Annotated in this window: 29 protein-coding genes and 1 tRNA gene; 10 read left to right on the top strand and 20 right to left on the bottom strand. The window is 44.1% G+C overall.

Annotated elements, in window-relative coordinates; all coding sequences use genetic code 11:
- Positions 1 to 12: 12 nt before the first annotated feature.
- From H027_RS0114320 to H027_RS0114275, 9 genes are all read right to left on the bottom strand, one after another.
- Positions 13 to 333 (bottom strand): hypothetical protein, encoded by a 321-nt coding sequence (locus tag H027_RS0114320; RefSeq protein ID WP_024873139.1) that lies wholly within the window; start codon positions 331 to 333, stop codon positions 13 to 15.
- Complete coding sequence (locus tag H027_RS17945) at positions 326 to 583, bottom strand: phage holin (RefSeq protein ID WP_051448998.1); 258 nt, start codon at positions 581 to 583, stop codon at positions 326 to 328. Before H027_RS17945 ends, H027_RS0114320 begins: the two co-directional genes overlap by 8 nt.
- A gap of 117 nt (positions 584 to 700) precedes the next feature.
- Positions 701 to 1,381, bottom strand: coding sequence for a hypothetical protein (locus H027_RS0114310; protein WP_024873137.1), 681 nt, complete (start codon positions 1,379 to 1,381; stop codon positions 701 to 703).
- A 176-nt stretch (positions 1,382 to 1,557) separates the two neighbouring features.
- Positions 1,558 to 1,785, bottom strand: coding sequence for a hypothetical protein (locus H027_RS0114300; protein ID WP_024873135.1), 228 nt, complete (start codon positions 1,783 to 1,785; stop codon positions 1,558 to 1,560).
- Position 1,786: 1 nt separating this feature from the next.
- Positions 1,787 to 2,419 carry a recombination protein NinG gene (locus tag H027_RS0114295; protein WP_024873134.1) on the bottom strand — a complete coding sequence of 211 codons (633 nt, stop codon included), beginning with the start codon at positions 2,417 to 2,419 and terminating at the stop codon, positions 1,787 to 1,789.
- A 49-nt stretch (positions 2,420 to 2,468) separates the two neighbouring features.
- The gene (locus H027_RS0114290) at positions 2,469 to 2,723 is read right to left on the bottom strand and encodes a hypothetical protein (RefSeq protein ID WP_024873133.1); all 255 of its coding nucleotides are present in this window, start codon (positions 2,721 to 2,723) and stop codon (positions 2,469 to 2,471) included.
- A complete protein-coding gene (locus H027_RS18935; protein WP_161632462.1) occupies positions 2,720 to 2,884 on the bottom strand; it encodes a hypothetical protein in 165 nt (54 codons plus the stop codon). The genes H027_RS0114290 and H027_RS18935 overlap by 4 nt, the downstream gene beginning before the upstream one ends.
- Positions 2,881 to 3,330 carry a recombination protein NinB gene (locus H027_RS0114280; protein WP_024873132.1) on the bottom strand — a complete coding sequence of 150 codons (450 nt, stop codon included), beginning with the start codon at positions 3,328 to 3,330 and terminating at the stop codon, positions 2,881 to 2,883. The genes H027_RS18935 and H027_RS0114280 overlap by 4 nt, the downstream gene beginning before the upstream one ends.
- Positions 3,330 to 3,512 carry a hypothetical protein gene (locus H027_RS0114275; protein ID WP_024873131.1) on the bottom strand — a complete coding sequence of 61 codons (183 nt, stop codon included), beginning with the start codon at positions 3,510 to 3,512 and terminating at the stop codon, positions 3,330 to 3,332. Before H027_RS0114275 ends, H027_RS0114280 begins: the two co-directional genes overlap by 1 nt.
- A 289-nt stretch (positions 3,513 to 3,801) precedes the next feature.
- On the opposite strand from H027_RS0114275, the gene H027_RS0114270 reads away from it, so the two are divergent.
- The 4 genes from H027_RS0114270 (at position 3,802) to umuC (ending at position 7,541) form a co-directional block, all read left to right on the top strand.
- Positions 3,802 to 4,533 carry a DUF4189 domain-containing protein gene (locus H027_RS0114270; protein WP_161632461.1) on the top strand — a complete coding sequence of 244 codons (732 nt, stop codon included), beginning with the start codon at positions 3,802 to 3,804 and terminating at the stop codon, positions 4,531 to 4,533.
- 39 nt (positions 4,534 to 4,572) lie between these two features.
- Complete coding sequence (locus tag H027_RS0114265; RefSeq protein WP_024873129.1) at positions 4,573 to 5,406, top strand: hypothetical protein; 834 nt, start codon at positions 4,573 to 4,575, stop codon at positions 5,404 to 5,406.
- A gap of 433 nt (positions 5,407 to 5,839) precedes the next feature.
- Positions 5,840 to 6,277 (top strand): translesion error-prone DNA polymerase V autoproteolytic subunit, encoded by a 438-nt coding sequence (gene umuD, locus H027_RS0114260; protein WP_024873128.1) that lies wholly within the window; start codon positions 5,840 to 5,842, stop codon positions 6,275 to 6,277.
- On the top strand, positions 6,270 to 7,541 hold the full coding sequence (gene umuC, locus H027_RS0114255) for a translesion error-prone DNA polymerase V subunit UmuC (RefSeq protein WP_024873127.1): 1,272 nt from the start codon (positions 6,270 to 6,272) through the stop codon (positions 7,539 to 7,541). Before umuD ends, umuC begins: the two co-directional genes overlap by 8 nt.
- A 15-nt stretch (positions 7,542 to 7,556) precedes the next feature.
- On the opposite strand, the gene H027_RS18720 is transcribed toward umuC, so the two are convergent.
- The 11 genes from H027_RS18720 to H027_RS0114200 all read right to left on the bottom strand — a co-directional run bounded on the left by H027_RS18720 (position 7,557) and on the right by H027_RS0114200 (position 13,606).
- Positions 7,557 to 8,204 (bottom strand): hypothetical protein, encoded by a 648-nt coding sequence (locus H027_RS18720; RefSeq protein WP_024873126.1) that lies wholly within the window; start codon positions 8,202 to 8,204, stop codon positions 7,557 to 7,559.
- Complete coding sequence (locus H027_RS0114245; protein ID WP_024873125.1) at positions 8,201 to 9,100, bottom strand: DNA-processing protein DprA; 900 nt, start codon at positions 9,098 to 9,100, stop codon at positions 8,201 to 8,203. Before H027_RS0114245 ends, H027_RS18720 begins: the two co-directional genes overlap by 4 nt.
- 79 nt (positions 9,101 to 9,179) lie before the next feature.
- Positions 9,180 to 9,518: a hypothetical protein gene (locus tag H027_RS0114240; protein ID WP_024873124.1), complete on the bottom strand. Its 339-nt coding sequence runs from the start codon at positions 9,516 to 9,518 to the stop codon at positions 9,180 to 9,182.
- On the bottom strand, positions 9,515 to 9,943 hold the full coding sequence (locus tag H027_RS0114235) for an HNH endonuclease (protein WP_237657961.1): 429 nt from the start codon (positions 9,941 to 9,943) through the stop codon (positions 9,515 to 9,517). The genes H027_RS0114240 and H027_RS0114235 overlap by 4 nt, the downstream gene beginning before the upstream one ends.
- Positions 9,940 to 10,098, bottom strand: a complete 159-nt coding sequence (locus tag H027_RS18930) for a hypothetical protein (protein WP_161632460.1) — start codon at positions 10,096 to 10,098, stop codon at positions 9,940 to 9,942. Before H027_RS18930 ends, H027_RS0114235 begins: the two co-directional genes overlap by 4 nt.
- On the bottom strand, positions 10,095 to 10,757 hold the full coding sequence (locus H027_RS0114225) for a replication protein P (RefSeq protein ID WP_051448997.1): 663 nt from the start codon (positions 10,755 to 10,757) through the stop codon (positions 10,095 to 10,097). Before H027_RS0114225 ends, H027_RS18930 begins: the two co-directional genes overlap by 4 nt.
- Before the next feature lie 2 nt (positions 10,758 to 10,759).
- The gene (locus tag H027_RS0114220; RefSeq protein ID WP_024873121.1) at positions 10,760 to 11,776 is read right to left on the bottom strand and encodes a replication protein; all 1,017 of its coding nucleotides are present in this window, start codon (positions 11,774 to 11,776) and stop codon (positions 10,760 to 10,762) included.
- Positions 11,773 to 12,546, bottom strand: coding sequence for a phage antirepressor KilAC domain-containing protein (locus H027_RS19020; RefSeq protein WP_024873120.1), 774 nt, complete (start codon positions 12,544 to 12,546; stop codon positions 11,773 to 11,775). The genes H027_RS0114220 and H027_RS19020 overlap by 4 nt, the downstream gene beginning before the upstream one ends.
- Complete coding sequence (locus H027_RS0114210; RefSeq protein WP_024873119.1) at positions 12,543 to 12,722, bottom strand: hypothetical protein; 180 nt, start codon at positions 12,720 to 12,722, stop codon at positions 12,543 to 12,545. Before H027_RS0114210 ends, H027_RS19020 begins: the two co-directional genes overlap by 4 nt.
- An 82-nt stretch (positions 12,723 to 12,804) precedes the next feature.
- Positions 12,805 to 13,320 carry a hypothetical protein gene (locus H027_RS0114205; RefSeq protein ID WP_024873118.1) on the bottom strand — a complete coding sequence of 172 codons (516 nt, stop codon included), beginning with the start codon at positions 13,318 to 13,320 and terminating at the stop codon, positions 12,805 to 12,807.
- Between the two features lie 67 nt (positions 13,321 to 13,387).
- Positions 13,388 to 13,606: a transcriptional regulator gene (locus tag H027_RS0114200; protein WP_024873117.1), complete on the bottom strand. Its 219-nt coding sequence runs from the start codon at positions 13,604 to 13,606 to the stop codon at positions 13,388 to 13,390.
- Positions 13,607 to 13,755: 149 nt separating this feature from the next.
- Here H027_RS0114200 and H027_RS18465 point away from each other — a divergent pair, with 149 nt between their 5' ends.
- The 6 genes from H027_RS18465 to H027_RS19015 all read left to right on the top strand — a co-directional run bounded on the left by H027_RS18465 (position 13,756) and on the right by H027_RS19015 (position 17,342).
- Complete coding sequence (locus H027_RS18465) at positions 13,756 to 14,412, top strand: XRE family transcriptional regulator (RefSeq protein ID WP_024873116.1); 657 nt, start codon at positions 13,756 to 13,758, stop codon at positions 14,410 to 14,412.
- A gap of 41 nt (positions 14,413 to 14,453) precedes the next feature.
- The gene (locus tag H027_RS0114190) at positions 14,454 to 15,332 is read left to right on the top strand and encodes an ATP-binding protein (RefSeq protein WP_024873115.1); all 879 of its coding nucleotides are present in this window, start codon (positions 14,454 to 14,456) and stop codon (positions 15,330 to 15,332) included.
- Positions 15,316 to 15,615 carry an STAS-like domain-containing protein gene (locus tag H027_RS0114185; protein ID WP_024873114.1) on the top strand — a complete coding sequence of 100 codons (300 nt, stop codon included), beginning with the start codon at positions 15,316 to 15,318 and terminating at the stop codon, positions 15,613 to 15,615. The genes H027_RS0114190 and H027_RS0114185 overlap by 17 nt, the downstream gene beginning before the upstream one ends.
- Before the next feature lie 670 nt (positions 15,616 to 16,285).
- Positions 16,286 to 16,360 (top strand) — tRNA-Arg (locus H027_RS0114175).
- A gap of 324 nt (positions 16,361 to 16,684) precedes the next feature.
- Entirely contained in the window at positions 16,685 to 17,023 is a 339-nt protein-coding gene (locus H027_RS0114170) for a hypothetical protein (protein ID WP_024873112.1), read from the top strand.
- A 7-nt stretch (positions 17,024 to 17,030) separates the two neighbouring features.
- A complete protein-coding gene (locus tag H027_RS19015; protein ID WP_024873111.1) occupies positions 17,031 to 17,342 on the top strand; it encodes a hypothetical protein in 312 nt (103 codons plus the stop codon).
- Positions 17,343 to 17,735 lie beyond the last annotated feature (393 nt).

The following is a 17,735-nucleotide window of genomic DNA, read 5'->3' as shown; positions in this document are numbered from 1 at the left end:
CCGCCTCCGGGGCTACTTAAACAATTTTGCCAGAGCGGATGCCGCACCAATGATGCCTTCTGAATCATGGCCAAGCTCGCTTAAAACCAGACCGAGAGCGCGCAGGAATGGATCGGCAACAGCAGCTTGTGGGATAATAGCGGAAACGGCCTGAACAACGGGTTCGGCCGCAGCAATTACGGTTTGAGCTTCGGTAATTACATTATCAACAGTGGTGGTAGATTGATCTTGAACTGGTAACTGGTCAGTCATTTTCGGTTCATCCTTAGTAACTGGTTGTTTGGTGGTTAATTGAGATAGGAATTGTTCGATCTGGAGTAAGAGCTTATTCATCGCGATAAGCCTCTTGTCTTTGCGGAGTTGAATTCTTTGATTTAATCAAGACGCCGTATTTCGCGGCCTGTTCAATGGCTTTTGTTTGGCGCCTTTGGAAATAGAGATTGGTGAAGTAGGTAACAAGGCCGAGAATTATCCCGAGAATAACCGCCACCTCATTCCAATTAACGGATTTTAGCCACACCCATGACGTAGCCAAGAATCCGCTAACCCCATATGCAGCGGTGGTGGTTATTCGTTCAGGCATATATTTCAGGCAATAAAAAACCCGCACTTGGCGGGTCATTAAAATAAAAAGGCGCTTCAATCAGAGAGCGCCCATGTTTAGTAAATCTTACCAACTGCTTAAAAATACCGCAATAACCTACTCGCATTTTTCGCAATTAATTTGACGATAATACATGCGCACCCAGTCAGATTTATCGAATAACATCGACTCGACTACTTTTCTGAATTTTGCGTAAACCTCATCGCCATGAATCCGTTTTATTGATGCGTCATCCGGAATTATTTTTCCTGTCCCCCGGCAAGTTACGCAGGTTGTTTTTCGTCTAACAGCAATTCCATCGCCTCTGCATGATGGGCAGCTACCAGTAGATAGAATGTCTTTCCGGCAATGCGCAACGGCATCAGATTTCACCTTTTCAGCTATCTTGGTTAGTCTTTCAGCTTCCCCCTCATCGCCTTTCCGCAGCACGAACTTTGCTTGTGACTTTATTTTATCAGCACGTTTTCTCTCACGTTCATACCTAGGATGCGCTCTAACCAATCGGTTCCACTGTTCAGTCGTTGGCTTACCCATCGCCACAGCAACCACTTCTTCTGTTAGTTCTGGCAAATGTTCGTTAGCAAACTGGATCAGTGCCAATAGTGATTTCTCATCACCGTTTTCAGCTAAAAACAAATGATGACCAATCGGATATTTCAGCGCAGCAACAGCCCCAGCATGAAGGATCTCATCCCGTCCAATTCCATGAGAACTTCCACGAGAATCAGTGGCCACGGTTTTTGCCTGGTGAAGCAGAAGATATGTTTCTAAAGACATTTTATCCGCCTTATCTTGATAAACTATTTATTGCTAAAATCGACAAAAACCAAATAATCCACAACATAATTAGTTTTGCGCGCTCAATCAGCAAAAGCTGGCTATATGACAATCCAGGAGTTGTGATTACTTCTATCATTAGTTCCGGCCTAATAACTTTTACGCCATAGCTTGGATTAATCATCACGATCAACCTCTTCGCACTCACCATCTATAATTAGGTTTTGGTGGATATTTTGTTGAGCCGCAGCATTTGCGTATGGCTGGTTACGAATGAATTGTTCATAACTCATTAACTGATCGTTATGCTTTCCATAAATACAGTTAGATGAAACATTTGAAATGGCGGTGGCTGCGATAGCGTTGTGAATCTCATGAATTGAATGTTGCGCAAATAAACCCATATCATTCTCCTTGCTCTATCTGTGCGCGCAATTGCTTGTTTATTTCTCGTTGCTTTGATCTGTAAAGCACCAATAATTCTTTCAACTGGTCTATGGTGTATTTCTTTGGTTCGTGCGGACCCTCTAACCATTCGACTTTGGGTAGCCCGATTTTTTGAATCAGGTTTTCGCGATATTTCTGACTAACTGTTTTGTTTTTATGTGCGTAGTGACCAGCGCCACCGTTACATGACTTGCATTGCTTATGTGCATTAAGTTCTTCAAACCGCAATTCAGGAGCGTGTCCCACTGACAAAAAATGTCCGCAATCCCATTGTCCGCCATGAAGCATTGGAGGGTTTTTTTCACCACAACTAATGCACGGCATATCGGCATCGCGAAGTCGTATGAATTTATTAAATTCACGTTGAACATCAGCAACCCAGTCACTTCTTTTTTTTAGAGCAATCTTCCGTTCACGCAAATTTCGCCTCTTTTCCCTGGTAGCAGCTACAGCTTCACGTTTGTCTTTCTGCTCCTGTTTTTTCTTTGCATACGCTATGGCGCAGGATATTGAATCGCACTTTTGCATAGAGTTTCGCGGAGTGAATTCTTTCCAGCACTCTGGACAGATGCGTGGCTTTAATTCATTCATAAAATCTCCAGCATGATCACAAAGACAACAACAAGCACGATGATTTTAATCATGCCTTCACCAACTTATATTCAGTGGCCACATCGCCCCAAATCCGCATCACGTTCCAGCCGATCTCCCGAGGGTTGTTCAGTGCCGTGCGGATTTCTTTATCCGGCAGTTCGTGTCCATTCATCTCCCTAATTGCCCGGCTGATTGCTGGGATTGACCGTGGCTTTTCATCACACATCACCGAAACAACCATTTCACGAACTGCAGAGTCAGTTCGTTCGGTCATCAGATGTTTTAAATACGCACTGGTCATTTGCGGTTTCTCCGCTGCTTGGCTGCGCGGCGGGATTTAGCAATGCCGGTAATGCGCGAGTGTTTAATTGGTGCCGGCTGCACTTGGAATAGCTGCTGCATTGCTGCCTGGATATGCGGAGCAACGCCGAATGCTGACTGGATGGCTGAAAGTAAACTCATTGGTTCTGCTCCATTTTTAATTTCATGTATTCGGAATTGTTGGGGATGGTTAGCAGGCATCCGATGCTGGCGCACCATGCTTCTACCTGTTCCATGAAGTGATACATAGCCCCGGTGTTTAATCGGCTTGTGTGCTGAAGTTCTCGGACCGTCATTACCGCTCCGGTAACAACATCAACGCGATCAGTTTCGATATAACCAAGGAATGAATGCTTCATCGCATCTTTGCTCCACTCTGGAGTGGCAAATTTGCGACCTGCGGCGATCAGGAACGCTGACAGTTCATTCATCCACATGTGAAAGACTGCGTTCTGATTTAGGGTTCTGGTTTTTTTGACTGGTTTAATGGATACCTCATGCGGCCCATCAATAGACAACCGTGCCATAGCGTTGTATGCGCATGGAAGGTCGTTTCTTGATTGGATAACGTGAGTCAGTTCAGCCATTACTGGACACCGCCGACAACAGGCATCCCGACCAAACCTGGTGATTGGGTTTTGGCTAAAAACAGGTGCTGTATTTTTGATTCACAGGCATGACTCATGAGCGAAATAACCGCTTCATCAGACAGAGACAGGATTAGATTGCGCAGCTCTTGAGCGAGCCGTGAACTTGATGTTTCAGGCATGCCAATTCTCCCGATTCGTTATAGCCGAATCAGCAGACGCATGAAGTCGAATTGTCTGTTTCGATGCTCACGCATGGATACAGTTTGAAGCGATAGACAGGAGTCACCCTGTGCTTTGCATTATATCAAAAGGTGATCGGATATACAGCAGTTTATTTGCAAAATGCGAATGAGCTTTGTCAGTTCATGATTAACTTAACATCTTGCATTCGCAACGCAAATGCTAAGTAGTGTAATCTTTCGCAAAATGCAAAAATGGAAGTTTAAAACAATTAAACATAGGAAAAACATGAAAAAACTAACTGGTTTACTATTCGCCATTTTCACCCTTCTTGCGTCATCACAAGTCCATGCAGAGAAGGTTTATACATCAATTGCATTTGGTAGCGGAGACGCTTTCGGTTGGGCTGTAAGAAAATCACAGAAAAGCGCAGATAGTGAAGCGCTTAAATTGTGCAACAATGGAAAAACTACCCATGACTGTATATTACACAACATTGTTGCGATATCTCGAGCAGTAAATAAAACCGATGTAGGTCTTGGCTGGTCAACTAAAAGCAGTGATAAAGCCGTGCAAAGTGCAATGCACAGTTGTGGCATGCCAGACTGCAAGTTGCAGTGGACAATCACGGACCCTGGGTTTGTAATTATAGAACAGGAGGACAAAAAGGATGGTGACTTTTTTGCTCAATATGGATCAACTAACCCAGAAGCGGATTTAAGTGTTGCGCAAAATAATTGCCAAGAGCACTTTAAAGGTAAATGTGTTTTATATAGAGTTTTTAGCATTCCTGGCGCAGTTAACGTCAAAAAGAAAATTCCATCACAATCCACATCAACGCCATCCCAAGTATCAGAAAGAAATTGCCGACCAAACACTCCAACCATTCGCTGCTCATCTCAATGCACCAATGGAAACTGCGTTGTAACCTATGAAAACGGATGCAAAATTCACGTTCAGGTCCGGCCGGAGTTCGATTCATTTAATAACCAATGGACATATCCAGCGCCTCAGTGCTGATTTCCAGCTTCTTCTTACAAAAAATACAAAGGTTTATATATGAAAAATTTATGTGCTGCCGCGGCAATTTTCACCATTATATTGAGTGGGTGTGCAGCTAAACATGAAATGCCAACCGGCAACATGCCTTTTACTGGAGATAAAACACTGAGTTTATCATCAAACATGGAGCTACTGGCTGGGAACAGCTCTACCAATAGGGATGAAGATGCCACCAAGGCGGATATGTCAGCGGCGGCGGCAACCACCAATGCTGCTATCATTGCTGGTAAAACATCTGTTGATGCGATGGCTACAGGAGCACTCACTGTCGGAAATCTGGCTTTCGGTGTCGCGAACCTTATGTTGCTGGGGCAGGATAACTATAAACACCCTGACTATGGATATTTGGTTTTAATGAAGATCGATCCTAGCGATGATCCAGCTTCTCAGGCTTCGTTGGAAAAGGCGTTCAAATACGCCACAAAACAAGATGCTGCTCGGCTAAATGGTGCAACCTTTATTATGGATAACGGCGAATTAGCTGTGTCTGATAAAGATAAATCAGTGGCAAAAGTGAAATTTTCAACTCTTGTTTCTCAAGAGTTAATTAATCGCATTGACCCATCATTGCCTACTGGGAAGTATGCCGCGTATGGCATTGGCCTGCCATCATTTAGCTCAGGTCATTTGAAACTAGAAGAAATGTCATCTGCACCATGGGTTTATTGTGACGGGTGGGTCCATCCTTTTGCAGGTTTTGCAGATACCCACGAATCAATCACACGACGTGTGGATAGCAAAACAGGGAAGACCGTTGTAGTTAAATACAAGAAAGTTGGCATGAATGCTAAACAACCCGTGAACAAACCGGTTGCTGTTCAACTGCGATAACAACCACCAGCACAATAAAACAGGGAGGAGCTTCTTTCCTGTTTTTTACCTCACAAATCAAATTATTAATGCAATTAAAATGTCTCTCAACATCGGCTCTCTCCCAATAGATCAACAAGAACAAATCGATGTTGAGAATACCGTAGCATACGCAGTGTGGAGAACAGCAAAGTGAAATGATCAAATAAAATTGGCCACAGTTTGAGTTGACTACTTCATTCTGCTTTTTTACTAAAGCTTGAACACGTCCAGCTTCTAAGGGATGAGTATCTGGTTTTATCTCGTCAGTATGATGATTTTGTAGAGCTCGCTGATTCCTGATTTCTATTTAATTCCTAATCAGCCTCTTCATGGAGTTTTTATTTTCCATCTATAGACAACCCAAACGTTACAAATATACTGTATATATGTACACATATTTGTAATTGTCCGTATGCAAACACAACTATTAGGTCAATTAGACCCAGCAACACACTTCCCACTTCCGCTGTTTCTTGAATCTGTTCAAGCGGGCTTTCCATCACCAGCGCAGGACTACATCGAGAAGACGCTGGATTTAAACGAGTTGTGCATTCGCCATCCATCAGCAACCTTTCTTGTTCGTGCTTCAGGTTTATCCATGATTGGTGTTGGCATATATCCTGGCGACATTTTGGTTGTTGACCGGTCGATCACTGCAGAGCACGGTCACATTGTTATTGCCTGCCTCAATGGAGAAATGACAGTTAAAGAGCTTTGTACTAAGCCGACATACCGATTAATACCGCATAACCCAAAATATCAACTAATCGAGATAACTGATGGTTTGGAACTTGATATTTTCGGTGTTGTCACTAACGTCATTAAGAATATGCTGAATCGCCATGTCTAAGACCTTTGCCTTGGTTGACTGCAATAATTTTTACGCATCATGCGAAAAACTATTCCGACCTGACTTAAAAAACACCCCCATCGTTGTGCTATCAAATAACGATGGCTGCGTGGTGGCTCGTTCCAGGGAAGCTAAAGAGATCGGTATCAAGATGGGCGTTCCGCTTTTCCAGATACAAGATCAACTCACCTACTACGGTGTGCAGGTGTTCTCATCCAACTATGCTCTATATGCAGATATTTCAAACCGCGTCATGTCTGTTCTTGAAATGCTGGCACCAAGAGTTGAGGTTTACTCAATAGACGAATCCTTTTTGGATTTAACCGGCGTTTCAAATGCGATGTCATTGGTTGATTTCGGCAAACAGGTAAGACAAACAGTTGTCCAGTGGACAGGCATTACTGTTTGCGTTGGAATTGCACCAACCAAGACACTGGCAAAGCTGGCTAACCATGCTGCAAAGATATATCCGGCAACCGGCGGAGTTGTTGACCTGACTTCACGTGACCGGCAGCGTAAATTGTTATCCATAACACCAATAGAGGAAGTGTGGGGTGTTGGCCGAAAGTTAACGAAGCAACTGCAGATGATGGGTATTAAAACGGCTTTGCAATTGGCAAATGCAAATCCAAAGCTGATCCGTAAACAGTTTTCCGTTGTGCTTGAGCGAACTATCCATGAGTTGAATGGCGAATCATGTCTTGAACTTGATGATGTGTCGCCAACCAAAAAACAGATAGTCTGCTCACGCTCGTTTGGTCAACGTATCAAACAGTTTCAGCATATACGCGAAGCGATCTGCAATTATGCTGTCCGGGCAGCAGAAAAACTCAGGTTAGAAAAACAATATGCGCAGTCGGTTACCGTATTCCTGCGAACCAATCCATTCTCAAAAACTGAGCCCTATTACTCAAACTCTGCCACCGCAAGAATGCCAATTCCAACAGATGACAGCAGAGACATAATTCTCTACGCCATAAGAATGCTGCGTGGTATTTGGAAGCCAGGTTACAGATACATGAAAGCTGGGATCATGCTGGCTGATTTTTTCGAGCCGGGCATTTATCAGATGAGCTTGTTTGATGAGATCAGTAGTCGGACAGACAGCAAAGAACTTATGACGGTAATCGACAAGATAAACCACAGCGGAAAAGGCAATATCTGGTTTGCAGGTCAGGGGGTGAAGCAGGAGTGGGCTATGAAGCGTGGTAACTTGTCACCGGCTTATACGACACGTTGGGATGATTTACCAGTGGTTATCTGACCCATGCTGTAATAATTAAGCTATCACCTCAAAATCCTCAAATGGGTCATCAGAATCTCTCGTTGTTCTGGCTACAAACAAGCCTACAATCCGTTTATCTGGGACATGGTCAGAAATAAATCTCTTCATTGCAGCAAAATGACTGCCCGCAGTTAAAACATCATCAAATATGATTATGTCTCTAAGGCCACCCATTAACGAATTGTCTATTTGATACCTATCAGCCAACGCATCAGGACGTGGTCGATTCCCATTAGTCAAGTGCGCAGCTTGGTATGATCCAATCTGAACAACTAATTCCCTGTAATCTATATCACTGTTTAACATTTTTGCCTTCGCCAAGATTTGTACTAGGCGATCGTCATACATTGGGTCATCTTTTGATTTTGACGGGGGCACTGGAACTAATGTCCATCCTTTTGCATTAATGTTATTAGCCAGATATTGTGCCACTTCATCAATAGCAGATATCTTGTATTTGTATTCAGTTCTACCCTTACGATCAACACCCTTTTTGAGATTAATGATCAACTGATTTGTATCGCTATAATTTGCTCCCTGCCTTGCGGTATATTCACCAAGGAAGAAACATTCATCATCTAGGCTAAGATAATAGTGGTCTGGTAATAGCAGCTCATCAATTTGAGACCATTTGAATTTCATCCCAAAACCCTCTTGATGTCTTCATAGTCAGAAACACGAATAGCACCTAGTTCAGCATATTTTTTAGGCCATGAGATATCTGGATTATGGAAGCAGGATTCCAGTATAAATAACTTTCTACCTTGGTGAAGAGCCGCTCTTGCCTGCGTCAATGTTCCTGATGTGTCGCTGGCTTCCACAATAATTGTTGCCTCACTAAGTGCAGACATTGTTACATTACGTTCAGGGAAGAAAATCCGGTTACTACGATAATCCTGATCGAGATACCGCTTAAAAGGTACCTGACTAATCAACAAAAAATCTTCCCTTATTCTTTCTTGAAGGTTTTTATTTTGTTTCGGATAAAAATGCGATAATGGAGTGCCAATTACAGCAATAGTCTTCCCACCAAGAGCAAGCGCTGCTGTATGAGCAGCAGAATCAACACCTTCTGCAAGCCCTGATATTATTGTAAACTCATCCTTGACAAGGTTCTTAACCAACCTAACTGTTCTTCTGCGTCCTTCTTCTGAAACTTTTCTAGATCCAACGACAGCAACAGATCTGGTATTAACCAAATCCCACCAACCCTGATAATAAAGCAACTCAATTGGATGTCTTGCATCTCTTAGTTTTGCAGGGTATTCAGCTGCGCCATGGACGCGAACGCCAACATTTTTTACACTATATTTCCCAAAAATGGATCTAAGAATCGCTTTAAATTCTTCAATTTTAGAAGGATCAACTAAATCAGATGGTAGTAGATTTGAGTTACCACGAAACTTATCAGCAATAGTTTTAAATGTCGCACCTTGTTCAGCCCATAAAGCCTCATAAGCCGCCATTTCAGTAAATGGAGCTATAGCTCTATCAAACGGGTCTGACTCGATTGCCGACATAAAATCCAGTTGGTTCATTTCGTAATAAAACCTTTTTAATCGCCAATATATGAACTCATACTAATAACAATATCACGAACTATCCTAATAGGTCATTTTATCCTAATGATACATATTGCAATATCTCTGACAGCTCACTCCTGAGTCTTGAAATTGTCTGCGTTGAGCATCCAGTGACCAGCTCAATAACGGCCATCTTCTCCCCCATTAAAACCATTTCGGCGGCTTTTCGGCATCCCGATTGGTTCTTTTTGAATTTACGGCTGACAGAGTTTTTCCTCAGTGCATCAATGACTCGCTGATCGCCTGTATCTTTCAGCTTCCGGCAAATTGTCTTTGGATTACATCGATATTTCACGGCAAGCATCTTCCCTGTTACCTGCTGTTTGACCAAACGTTCTATATCAACTGGTGATATGTCAATTCTGGCTGTCATGCTGTCACCTCAGCCTGGTATTGCTCAAACCAGAACACAACCGGCTTGCTTACTACCTGAACCAGACCAAATCGCTCTGCGGTTCTGAAATTAACTGAATAGTCACGCGCTCGTTCTGTTTGCCTTCCGATCTCAGCTCTAAATCCATTAATGCTAAATGTCGATTTAAATAAATTGCATGGAGCGCATGCAGGAAACAGGTTTTCAAGGCAATCATGTTCTGGCTTGAATACTTCTCCAGTTTGTTTCAGCTTAAACTGACCTTGCTTCCCTGCCTCACGATCAATCTCAAGTTCTCTATAAACCGCTTTAACATGATCGGCATGCCATCCTTTTTCTGGAAGCTGACAACCACAATAGGCGCAACGACCGCCAAATTTCATGCGCAACTCTTCACGTTGTTTTTTTGATAGCTTCAAACTCATGCTGCCACCTGTTCCTTGCGATCACTCAGCACCGTCTGAATTTCGGCGATCTCGTCCTCCAGCACTGCGCGTTCTGCATCGATGTTCCGAGCATGTTGTGTTCTTGCTGCAAGCAGTTCATGTAACTCATCGTTGGAAAGTTTTGAGAAGTTCATACCGCACCGCCATGTTTAAATAGTTCACGTATTTTGGGGCCCCATTTTTCTGCTATACGCTGACGCTCCTCAGGGCTTATTTGAATATCTTTTTGTTTAGGGAGTGCCTTAGGGATTTCAACTGACAGATCTTCTCCTGCCATAACCCTGCGAACCAACACTTCATAGAACCGCTCAAATACTGGCTGATATTCAGATGCTGATAGCGTTTCTCGTTCAAACCGAGTCGCTCTTGCGGCTAGAATCACTGCTGGATGTGATGCACGATGACGGCTAATCTCATGTAATGCCTGCTCAATAGTTGGCATCCCAAGTGTTTCTGGTGTTGGCTGACACCACTTAATAAATTGACCTGGCGCCGGAAAGAATGGGATATCCTGTTCTCTTGCAATACGGAACCCATGCGTCAAGTGCGCATCACTCACGCAACCCGCTTCAACCAGCGCTTTGGTCCATTCAGATTTTGCAGCTGCCAGATGCTCTGGTTTTGGAAATGCGTGTTTCCATGCTGGGAATATTGCCTGCAAGCGTTCAAATATCTCGTTTACAACTTCGGTATCCCGATCAGAGATAAAAACTGGCTTACGCTCTGCTGGAATGGCTGGCAGATTGTCAGGCGTAATCCCTGCTGCGATTTTCTGTAGTGATTGCATAGTCATGCTTACCAACCCCCCAGGTTTTTGCCCCAAGATGTATCCTTGGCAGCAGCAGCCCATTCATCGGAAGATGCTTTATGATTTTTAGCTGGATTAGTTTCTCTCTGAATGCAGAGCGTGTCCCACTTGTCGCGCAGTTTTGCCGGGCTCAGGATGTTTGATGACCAGAATGCGTCTTGATTGGCAAATTTAAACAGCTCACAGATTTCACGATGAGTCCTTCCGTCGGCCTCTCGCATGATTCGGATAGTGTTGGCCCACTCAGGCCAATTCGGGGTTTTCGCAGTTGGCCGAATAATTTGAATTTTCTTGAACAGGTACTCAGCCGCTTGCAGGTCTTCAGCGGTTCCCCACTTGTCGCCTTTCGGGGTTTGCACTGCCGCATCGGGTCGGTTTTTAACGGGATTAGGTTTTAAATCTTGCTCAATAGGAACAATCTCATTTGAATCAACGTTTGTGAATCCGCCAGGATTCTCGGACGAAGGATCTTTTAGTTCTTTATTGTCTTGGGTAAGACTGTATTGGGTGTTGGGTAGTTTCGCCCGATCTGAAAGGCGGTTCCGCCTATCACTTTGGGCGATTTCGCCTAAATTCTGGGTGATTTCACCATTTTCATTTGAATCTTGTTTTTTTGGTTTTGGTTGCTTATCCAACACCCAATCGCTTACTGTTTTATTAATGCCGACAAGCTTCATTACACCAATCTTCTGAATGGTTATCACGTTGCGCTTACCTAGTTCGATCAGTGCTTTGTTGACGTCTGACGGGTCCATATCACACATATTCGCCAAGTAAGTATTGGTTAGCCTGTCCTGTTTCTTGTTCCATCCATATGTCGAATAGATGACCGCTTCGAGGATGTTGTGCTCACGCCCAGATAAGCGGATCTTGCATTTCATCTTCTGAATTTCATTTGCCGTTTTTGTATAGCCATCATCACAATCAGCCACGCGAACCTCCTTTGGTGGCTCTGCCGGTTGAATTTGAGGTGTTGGGAATGCGATTACTTCTGCAGTGCTCATGCCGGAACCCCCGTCGAAATAGCTTTCAGGTGGCCAGACGCGATCAGTTTTTGAGTGATCCACTGTTGGCCTTTACCTGTGATCAGCGGCGTAAATGCAATGCGGGTTTCGTCATTAACTTCATACGGCCGCTCTGTGACTTCAAAGTAGCCACGCTCTATGTATTCCTGGAATGGCAGGTTGTGACGATTACCTCCCTTCATTAACACTCGTTGATCGCGCAATACTTTGAAAATTGATTTCGGGCCCAATCCAACCGCCTTAGCGAAATTACCGATAAGGGTTCCTTTTTCGGCGCTTGCAATGCGATCAGCAAACTCAGCCTTTGGGGACTGAATAGCGATGATCTCTTTAGCCTGCTTCAGCTCCAGCGTTTTCCTATAGATGACGTTCTGAGCTACCTGTAGCGCCTTGGCCATGATTAATTCAGGATCATCAGTTTCCTGACCAGCGATGTAACCACCGTTCTTGCGGATAGATGGAAGAACTGTTTCAAATACCCAGTTTTCAAACTGAACTGCTTCTGGAAGTGCGCTTCCAACAATAAGCCTTAGCACGTCAGATTCAGAAATAATACGAGCTTCCTGCGTTCCGCCTGGTGTCATAAGGGGGTAGCGTTTCACGACCCCCTTGCAGTGGCGTGAAATTGCATCGTTTGTATTTGTATACCCAAGCGCAACAGCAACATCTTTTGCAACAAACCAAGGATCATTATTGATCTCAACAACGCGAATTTCTTTTGACTCGAAGTTAAATGGAATAATGTTCATGCTGGCACCACCATCTGCACTTGATAACGTTTAGTTGCTGGCAGATAGATGATCTGTGCGCCAGGCTTTGAACCCATCCAGCCCGCTTTGGTCTTCGTGTAACCAAGACGAGCCGCCTCTTGTTCAGCCGCTTTACGCGAACTGAATTTGCCTAAAATGTCTCCGACTGCTACCATCTTTTTAATCCTTCTTCGTGGTTGTTGAACGATTCGCCGCCTGAGGTTGTTCCCGCAACGCTCGGGCTTTTTATTTCCTGCTTCATGCTGCTCTGTATCCAGTCGATGAGGCCCGCTCCAACGCATCACGCATCTGTGCTATGTACGCCATGCCATCGTTCCCGTTGATAACATCAATATTCAGCCGCCCTATTGACTCATTCAGCGAACAAACCAACTGTTTGAATTGCGACGGGTCAATTTTTACTGGCTCATAAAACGTGACCCCGTATGATCCGAATGTTGTCTCAAAGAACTTGGCTTTGATTTCAAGCGGCATTGCCAAGATCACGGCGGGATAGAACGTCAGGAAAAACAGACGCCGTTCTGCTGACAACGTTCTGACGTCTTCAAAACTCATCAGATTGCGCTCAATGCGGCGGTGATTGGCTTCGCTACCCTGTGCTGCCAGCTCAAAAGGCAATTGCTTGCCCTGCGCCTTAAGGAGGAAGAATGCGTCCTCAATGGAAAGTAAAATATTTTTTCGTGTAGCGACGCGTTTCCACTGATTGATTGCCTCACACAGTCCCTCGGGAAATAGCTGATTTTCTCCCTTCATAGATACCTCTCAGATGTCATTGAATTGACAAGCGCTTGTGAATGGATTGTTTATCCTTAAGTTGTGGTTAAGCGGCTGATTCGCGTGGATAAATATCAGGACGGATATCGTGACGGCTAACGCCGGTAATACGCTCCACTGAAATCACTCGCTCTGCTGGGACTTTGTTACTTTTTTTCCATTGCTGTACGGCTTGCGGTGTTACACCAAGCATTTCAGCCAGAAGAACCTGACTCCCGGCAGAATTAATTGCTTTTTCTAGTGGCGTTTTGTCTTGGTTTTGCATATCAACTACCTCTTTATGATTCAATAAAGAGATTCTTGATCATAAGCGGATTTATGTCAAGTAGCGCTTGAGTTTTCATCAAGTGGAAAAATAAAGCACTGCTTGTATGATTGCGAAATGTGTACTCTTTTAAAAATGGCTGGTACTAAATGGCTAAATCAACAGCTCAAAAGATTAATGAATTACTGAATTTGCAGGATAAGTCTAAGGCGGATCTGGCAAGAGCTATTGGCGTCTCCAACCAGACAGTGACTCTATGGTGCAAAGAGCTCGATCAAGGCGGCTCTGAGCCAAAGAAAGATAAAATGATCCCGATAGCTGCTTTTTTTGGTGTATCACCTTTAGCTTTAATAGCACTCGATGATGTAGGGGAAATACAAAGCTCAACAGATAAAGCCGAAATACTCAGAATTGAATTAGATGAATCAAATTCAAAATTAAAACCCTCATTTATTAAAAGCTTTATCGTCACGCCATCGCTATTGTCACAGGAAATACCAGGGGTTAATGCCGCTTCGATCCGCTACGTTTTAGCGTTCGATGACTCAATGGCAGAAACAATTAACATAGGCGAAACAGTGTTTGTTGATACCGGAATTAATGATGTAATTAGTGATGGTATTTACGTTTTCACAATGAATAAACAGTCTTTTATCAAGCGATTACAGCGCATACCTGATGGATCGCTGTTGATGATCTCAGATAATAAGCAGTATGAGCCATTCACCATACCGTCCAGCGAAAGAGCTAGCATGAAGGTGATTGGGAAAGTAATTACGTCACTCTCATTAAAAAGAATTCAATAAGGCCGCCAGAGTGCGGTCTTTTCATCGCGGGAAATATAAAAATGAACATAACGGATATTGGTGATGTGATCAATTGGATTGAACAAATGGAAAATATCCACAATTCAAGATCTTACAATGCACCTCACTTTTGGAAACCATTCCACTTTGCAACTATAGCCACAAAAGCAAAACTTCTAAATGCGGATATATCTATCCCGCCCTATCAAGAGCAATATGCAGCTAGAATGGGGTTGTGGGATGCTATAGGACAAAAACCACCGATCATGGTAAATAAGAATCCAGCTGCTGGTAGATTTGTTGAAGCAAGGTCAATTTCAAAAACCGGTGATGTTCATCAAACATCGATCGATATATCAGAAATGTTTGGCGGTGGAATTAATTGCCAATTAACAGTTGATAGCATTCAGACATTAATGGCAGAACTTCTTGATAACTGTTGCTCTCACTCAACAACAGACTCACAAAAAGAAGATACTTTTGGCTTAGTTTGCGGACAAGCATGGAAAAAGGCGAATTTAGCTCAAATTTGTATAACTGACTGCGGAATTGGCATCAGAAAATCTCTTCTTGATAATGAACTGCTCCATGAAAGACTAAGGAATGAAAACGCATGCTCTGTGGCAGTGGAGTATGGAGTTACCGGTAAGCCTGGCAAATCTCATTCTGGTTATGGCTTAACTTTAACCAATGATCTAATATCACATTGTAATGGACACCTACTGCTTGTATCTGGAAATGAGTATTACCAGAATTCTCATCATGGCGTTTCTCATGGGACCCTTGGTTGTGGCTGGGATGGTACATTACTAATATTTGAATGGAATCTTGATAGGCCACTTGATGTCACTTCCGTTTATAACGGATGGCCTACTCCTAATTGCCTATCAGAGGATGAGTACAATGAACTCTTTGATTGATCTATCTACTGACTTCCAAACCTTATCTACTAGAGATATTGGGAAGTTAGCCAGGGAGCAGTTATTGCTTAAGCTTTCTGATGACAACACTGTGACTCTTGATTTCAATGGTAAAGCTATCTCTCCGTCATTCGCTGATGAATTTATTGGGATTCTTGCCAGGGATATGGGATTTGATGCTTTCAAAAATAAAGTAAAAATGACTAATGTATCAGAGTCATCAAAACAGATTATTAAACATGTAATAAACAAGCGCATCTACCAATCAATAACAATGTCTTAATCTTTATTATCCATTCAAACCAACCCGCTACGGCGGGTTTTTTGTTGTCTGTCGAAAATTAATCAAGTTTTCTTTGATTTTTTTATCAAGAAAAATCAAGTTATTATAAAGATAAATCAAGTTTAATTGAATTTATTATCAAGTTGCTCTTGATTTATTAAAGGCGCTCTTGTAGATTTATAACCATCAGCAGCGCAGAGTCGCAGCGATAGAAAAAGTCCGGTGGCCCCGAGATAGCCGAAGCGAAAACGTAGGTAATGCAAAGCTGGATCAGAGAGCTTTCCCTTACCCCGCGACAGATTGAAACCTTACGTCAAATCTTCGGATTTCTTGACGCGGGAAAACTCAACCTGAATTTCGCAGTTCTTTAAGAGAATTGGGTTACACGGCCATGAATTTGCTGTGGTTACGCAGCGGAAGCCGCCCTACGGAACTAACTGACCTGTGAAGTAGTGATAAGCGGGAGACGCAGTAAAAACATGGTTAAGAAGAAAGCTTTCGCATGTTGAGTAAGTGAACAACACGCAGTACCGACCGTGAAATAAATACGATACGGCCTGTGATGCTGATGAAGATGTGAAACGCGAGGCAACCGACAGTCTGCTGCAGCATGCGGGTGATGACGGTAACCGGGAACGCGCCCGGCGGTTGACCGAAAAGATATACACGCGCCGCTAGCTCAGTCGGATAGAGCAAAGGATTTCTAATCCTTCGGTCGCAGGTTCGAATCCTGCACAGGGCGCCAAATCGAGTACATCGGAAGCCACATTGCTGGATGTGCAGATCCAGTTCCTGCACGAGTGCGGTAATTAGCTCCGCATAATGTGGCTTCCGCTGTATTCGTAGTGCAGCAAATAGTTTGGCTATTCGTAGTGGCCTAAAATTGAATCAATACTGCAACGCCAGTTAGCTGGCGCCAAGGCTCTTTAGTGGTAATGAGTGATACGAAAAGGCTTGGTTACAGGCCTTATCTGACAGCGCATTGGCGTTTACCCCGATTGTTGAGCCACAGTCAAAAAAGCCAGCGACCAGTGCGCTACCAGATAAATCACCACCACCAGAGGATGTTATGAACATTGATAAATTAACAATCGGCCAAGCCAAAGAATTAGCTGCGTTTTTCGGAGCTAAACCAGCAATTGAACAACAAAACCCAATTGAGCAAGGCGCTCGCTATATCGTCACCATGCAGCGAGGCTGGATTGTTGTCGGTAACGTAACAAAGCAGGGCGATTACCTGTCAATCGAAAACCCATCAGTTATTGAGCGCTGGGGCACAACCGAAGGTCTTGGTCAGTTAGCTATTACCGGGCCAACATCAGATACCCGCCTCCGCAAAACAGCTGAAATGCTGACGCATGAATTAACAGTAATTCACCTGATGCGCGTGCAAAACGACAAATTATGAGGTCTGTATGACTATCAAATTTTGTGATGCCGAATCGGTAACGCTGGCCGTTAGCAAAAACGGCGACGGCTACGGCTACGGCTACGGCTACGGCTACGGCTACGGCTACGGCTACGGCTACGGCTACGGCGACGGCAACGGCTACGGCTACGGCGACGGCAACGGCTACGGCTACGGCGACGGCAACGGCTACGGCTACGGCGACGGCAACGGCAACGGCTACGGCGACGGCAACGGCAACGGCTACGGCTACGGCGACGGCAACGGCAACGGCTACGGCTACGGCGACGGCAACGGCAACGGCTACGGCGACGGCTAAAGCCCTACTAACCAGCCATTCAATGCGCCCGGATTACCGGGCTTTTTTCGAGGGAATGAAATGGAAATTAACTTCGATGAGTTACCGAGAGCAGAGTTTAATTGGCGACCAAAACGCCCTGCCACGCCAGCTCCAATTCCGTCGTCAGCAAAGAGCAAACAGTTCACCGCAAGACGCCGCATGATCGAGTTGCAGCATGATTTAAATCGAATCGAACGCGAGTACCAGCTATGAAAATCGCTTACTACGCCGCTTGGTTCGCTATGGCTGTCGTCCTGACGGTCTGCTTTATCCCGCTGATTTACGCCCAATAAAAAAAGGCCATCGCTCTCACCCGCTGACCTTCCAGATTTAATCGGACACCACATCCAATAAAACCTTAATTCGGAGGTT

Source organism: Tolumonas lignilytica (assembly GCF_000527035.1).
Classification (GTDB): domain Bacteria; phylum Pseudomonadota; class Gammaproteobacteria; order Enterobacterales; family Aeromonadaceae; genus Tolumonas; species Tolumonas lignilytica.
This window is presented reverse-complemented; position numbering and strand designations above follow the sequence as displayed.

Bases quoted from the DNA above. Each gene is read 5' to 3' on its own strand.
- H027_RS0114320 (WP_024873139.1), bottom strand. From the start codon at position 333: ATGAATAAGCTCTTACTCCAGATCGAACAATTCCTATCTCAATTAACC.
- H027_RS17945 (WP_051448998.1), bottom strand. From the start codon at position 583: ATGCCTGAACGAATAACCACCACCGCTGCATATGGGGTTAGCGGATTC.
- H027_RS0114310 (WP_024873137.1), bottom strand. From the start codon at position 1,381: ATGTCTTTAGAAACATATCTTCTGCTTCACCAGGCAAAAACCGTGGCC.
- H027_RS0114300 (WP_024873135.1), bottom strand. From the start codon at position 1,785: ATGGGTTTATTTGCGCAACATTCAATTCATGAGATTCACAACGCTATC.
- H027_RS0114295 (WP_024873134.1), bottom strand. From the start codon at position 2,419: ATGAATGAATTAAAGCCACGCATCTGTCCAGAGTGCTGGAAAGAATTC.
- H027_RS0114290 (WP_024873133.1), bottom strand. From the start codon at position 2,723: ATGACCAGTGCGTATTTAAAACATCTGATGACCGAACGAACTGACTCT.
- H027_RS18935 (WP_161632462.1), bottom strand. From the start codon at position 2,884: ATGAGTTTACTTTCAGCCATCCAGTCAGCATTCGGCGTTGCTCCGCAT.
- H027_RS0114280 (WP_024873132.1), bottom strand. From the start codon at position 3,330: ATGGCTGAACTGACTCACGTTATCCAATCAAGAAACGACCTTCCATGC.
- H027_RS0114275 (WP_024873131.1), bottom strand. From the start codon at position 3,512: ATGCCTGAAACATCAAGTTCACGGCTCGCTCAAGAGCTGCGCAATCTA.
- H027_RS0114270 (WP_161632461.1), top strand. From the start codon at position 3,802: ATGAAAAAACTAACTGGTTTACTATTCGCCATTTTCACCCTTCTTGCG.
- H027_RS0114265 (WP_024873129.1), top strand. From the start codon at position 4,573: ATGAAAAATTTATGTGCTGCCGCGGCAATTTTCACCATTATATTGAGT.
- umuD (WP_024873128.1), top strand. From the start codon at position 5,840: ATGCAAACACAACTATTAGGTCAATTAGACCCAGCAACACACTTCCCA.
- umuC (WP_024873127.1), top strand. From the start codon at position 6,270: ATGTCTAAGACCTTTGCCTTGGTTGACTGCAATAATTTTTACGCATCA.
- H027_RS18720 (WP_024873126.1), bottom strand. From the start codon at position 8,204: ATGAAATTCAAATGGTCTCAAATTGATGAGCTGCTATTACCAGACCAC.
- H027_RS0114245 (WP_024873125.1), bottom strand. From the start codon at position 9,100: ATGAACCAACTGGATTTTATGTCGGCAATCGAGTCAGACCCGTTTGAT.
- H027_RS0114240 (WP_024873124.1), bottom strand. From the start codon at position 9,518: ATGACAGCCAGAATTGACATATCACCAGTTGATATAGAACGTTTGGTC.
- H027_RS0114235 (WP_237657961.1), bottom strand. From the start codon at position 9,943: ATGAGTTTGAAGCTATCAAAAAAACAACGTGAAGAGTTGCGCATGAAA.
- H027_RS18930 (WP_161632460.1), bottom strand. From the start codon at position 10,098: ATGAACTTCTCAAAACTTTCCAACGATGAGTTACATGAACTGCTTGCA.
- H027_RS0114225 (WP_051448997.1), bottom strand. From the start codon at position 10,757: ATGACTATGCAATCACTACAGAAAATCGCAGCAGGGATTACGCCTGAC.
- H027_RS0114220 (WP_024873121.1), bottom strand. From the start codon at position 11,776: ATGAGCACTGCAGAAGTAATCGCATTCCCAACACCTCAAATTCAACCG.
- H027_RS19020 (WP_024873120.1), bottom strand. From the start codon at position 12,546: ATGAACATTATTCCATTTAACTTCGAGTCAAAAGAAATTCGCGTTGTT.
- H027_RS0114210 (WP_024873119.1), bottom strand. From the start codon at position 12,722: ATGGTAGCAGTCGGAGACATTTTAGGCAAATTCAGTTCGCGTAAAGCG.
- H027_RS0114205 (WP_024873118.1), bottom strand. From the start codon at position 13,320: ATGAAGGGAGAAAATCAGCTATTTCCCGAGGGACTGTGTGAGGCAATC.
- H027_RS0114200 (WP_024873117.1), bottom strand. From the start codon at position 13,606: ATGCAAAACCAAGACAAAACGCCACTAGAAAAAGCAATTAATTCTGCC.
- H027_RS18465 (WP_024873116.1), top strand. From the start codon at position 13,756: ATGGCTAAATCAACAGCTCAAAAGATTAATGAATTACTGAATTTGCAG.
- H027_RS0114190 (WP_024873115.1), top strand. From the start codon at position 14,454: ATGAACATAACGGATATTGGTGATGTGATCAATTGGATTGAACAAATG.
- H027_RS0114185 (WP_024873114.1), top strand. From the start codon at position 15,316: ATGAACTCTTTGATTGATCTATCTACTGACTTCCAAACCTTATCTACT.
- H027_RS0114170 (WP_024873112.1), top strand. From the start codon at position 16,685: ATGAACATTGATAAATTAACAATCGGCCAAGCCAAAGAATTAGCTGCG.
- H027_RS19015 (WP_024873111.1), top strand. From the start codon at position 17,031: ATGACTATCAAATTTTGTGATGCCGAATCGGTAACGCTGGCCGTTAGC.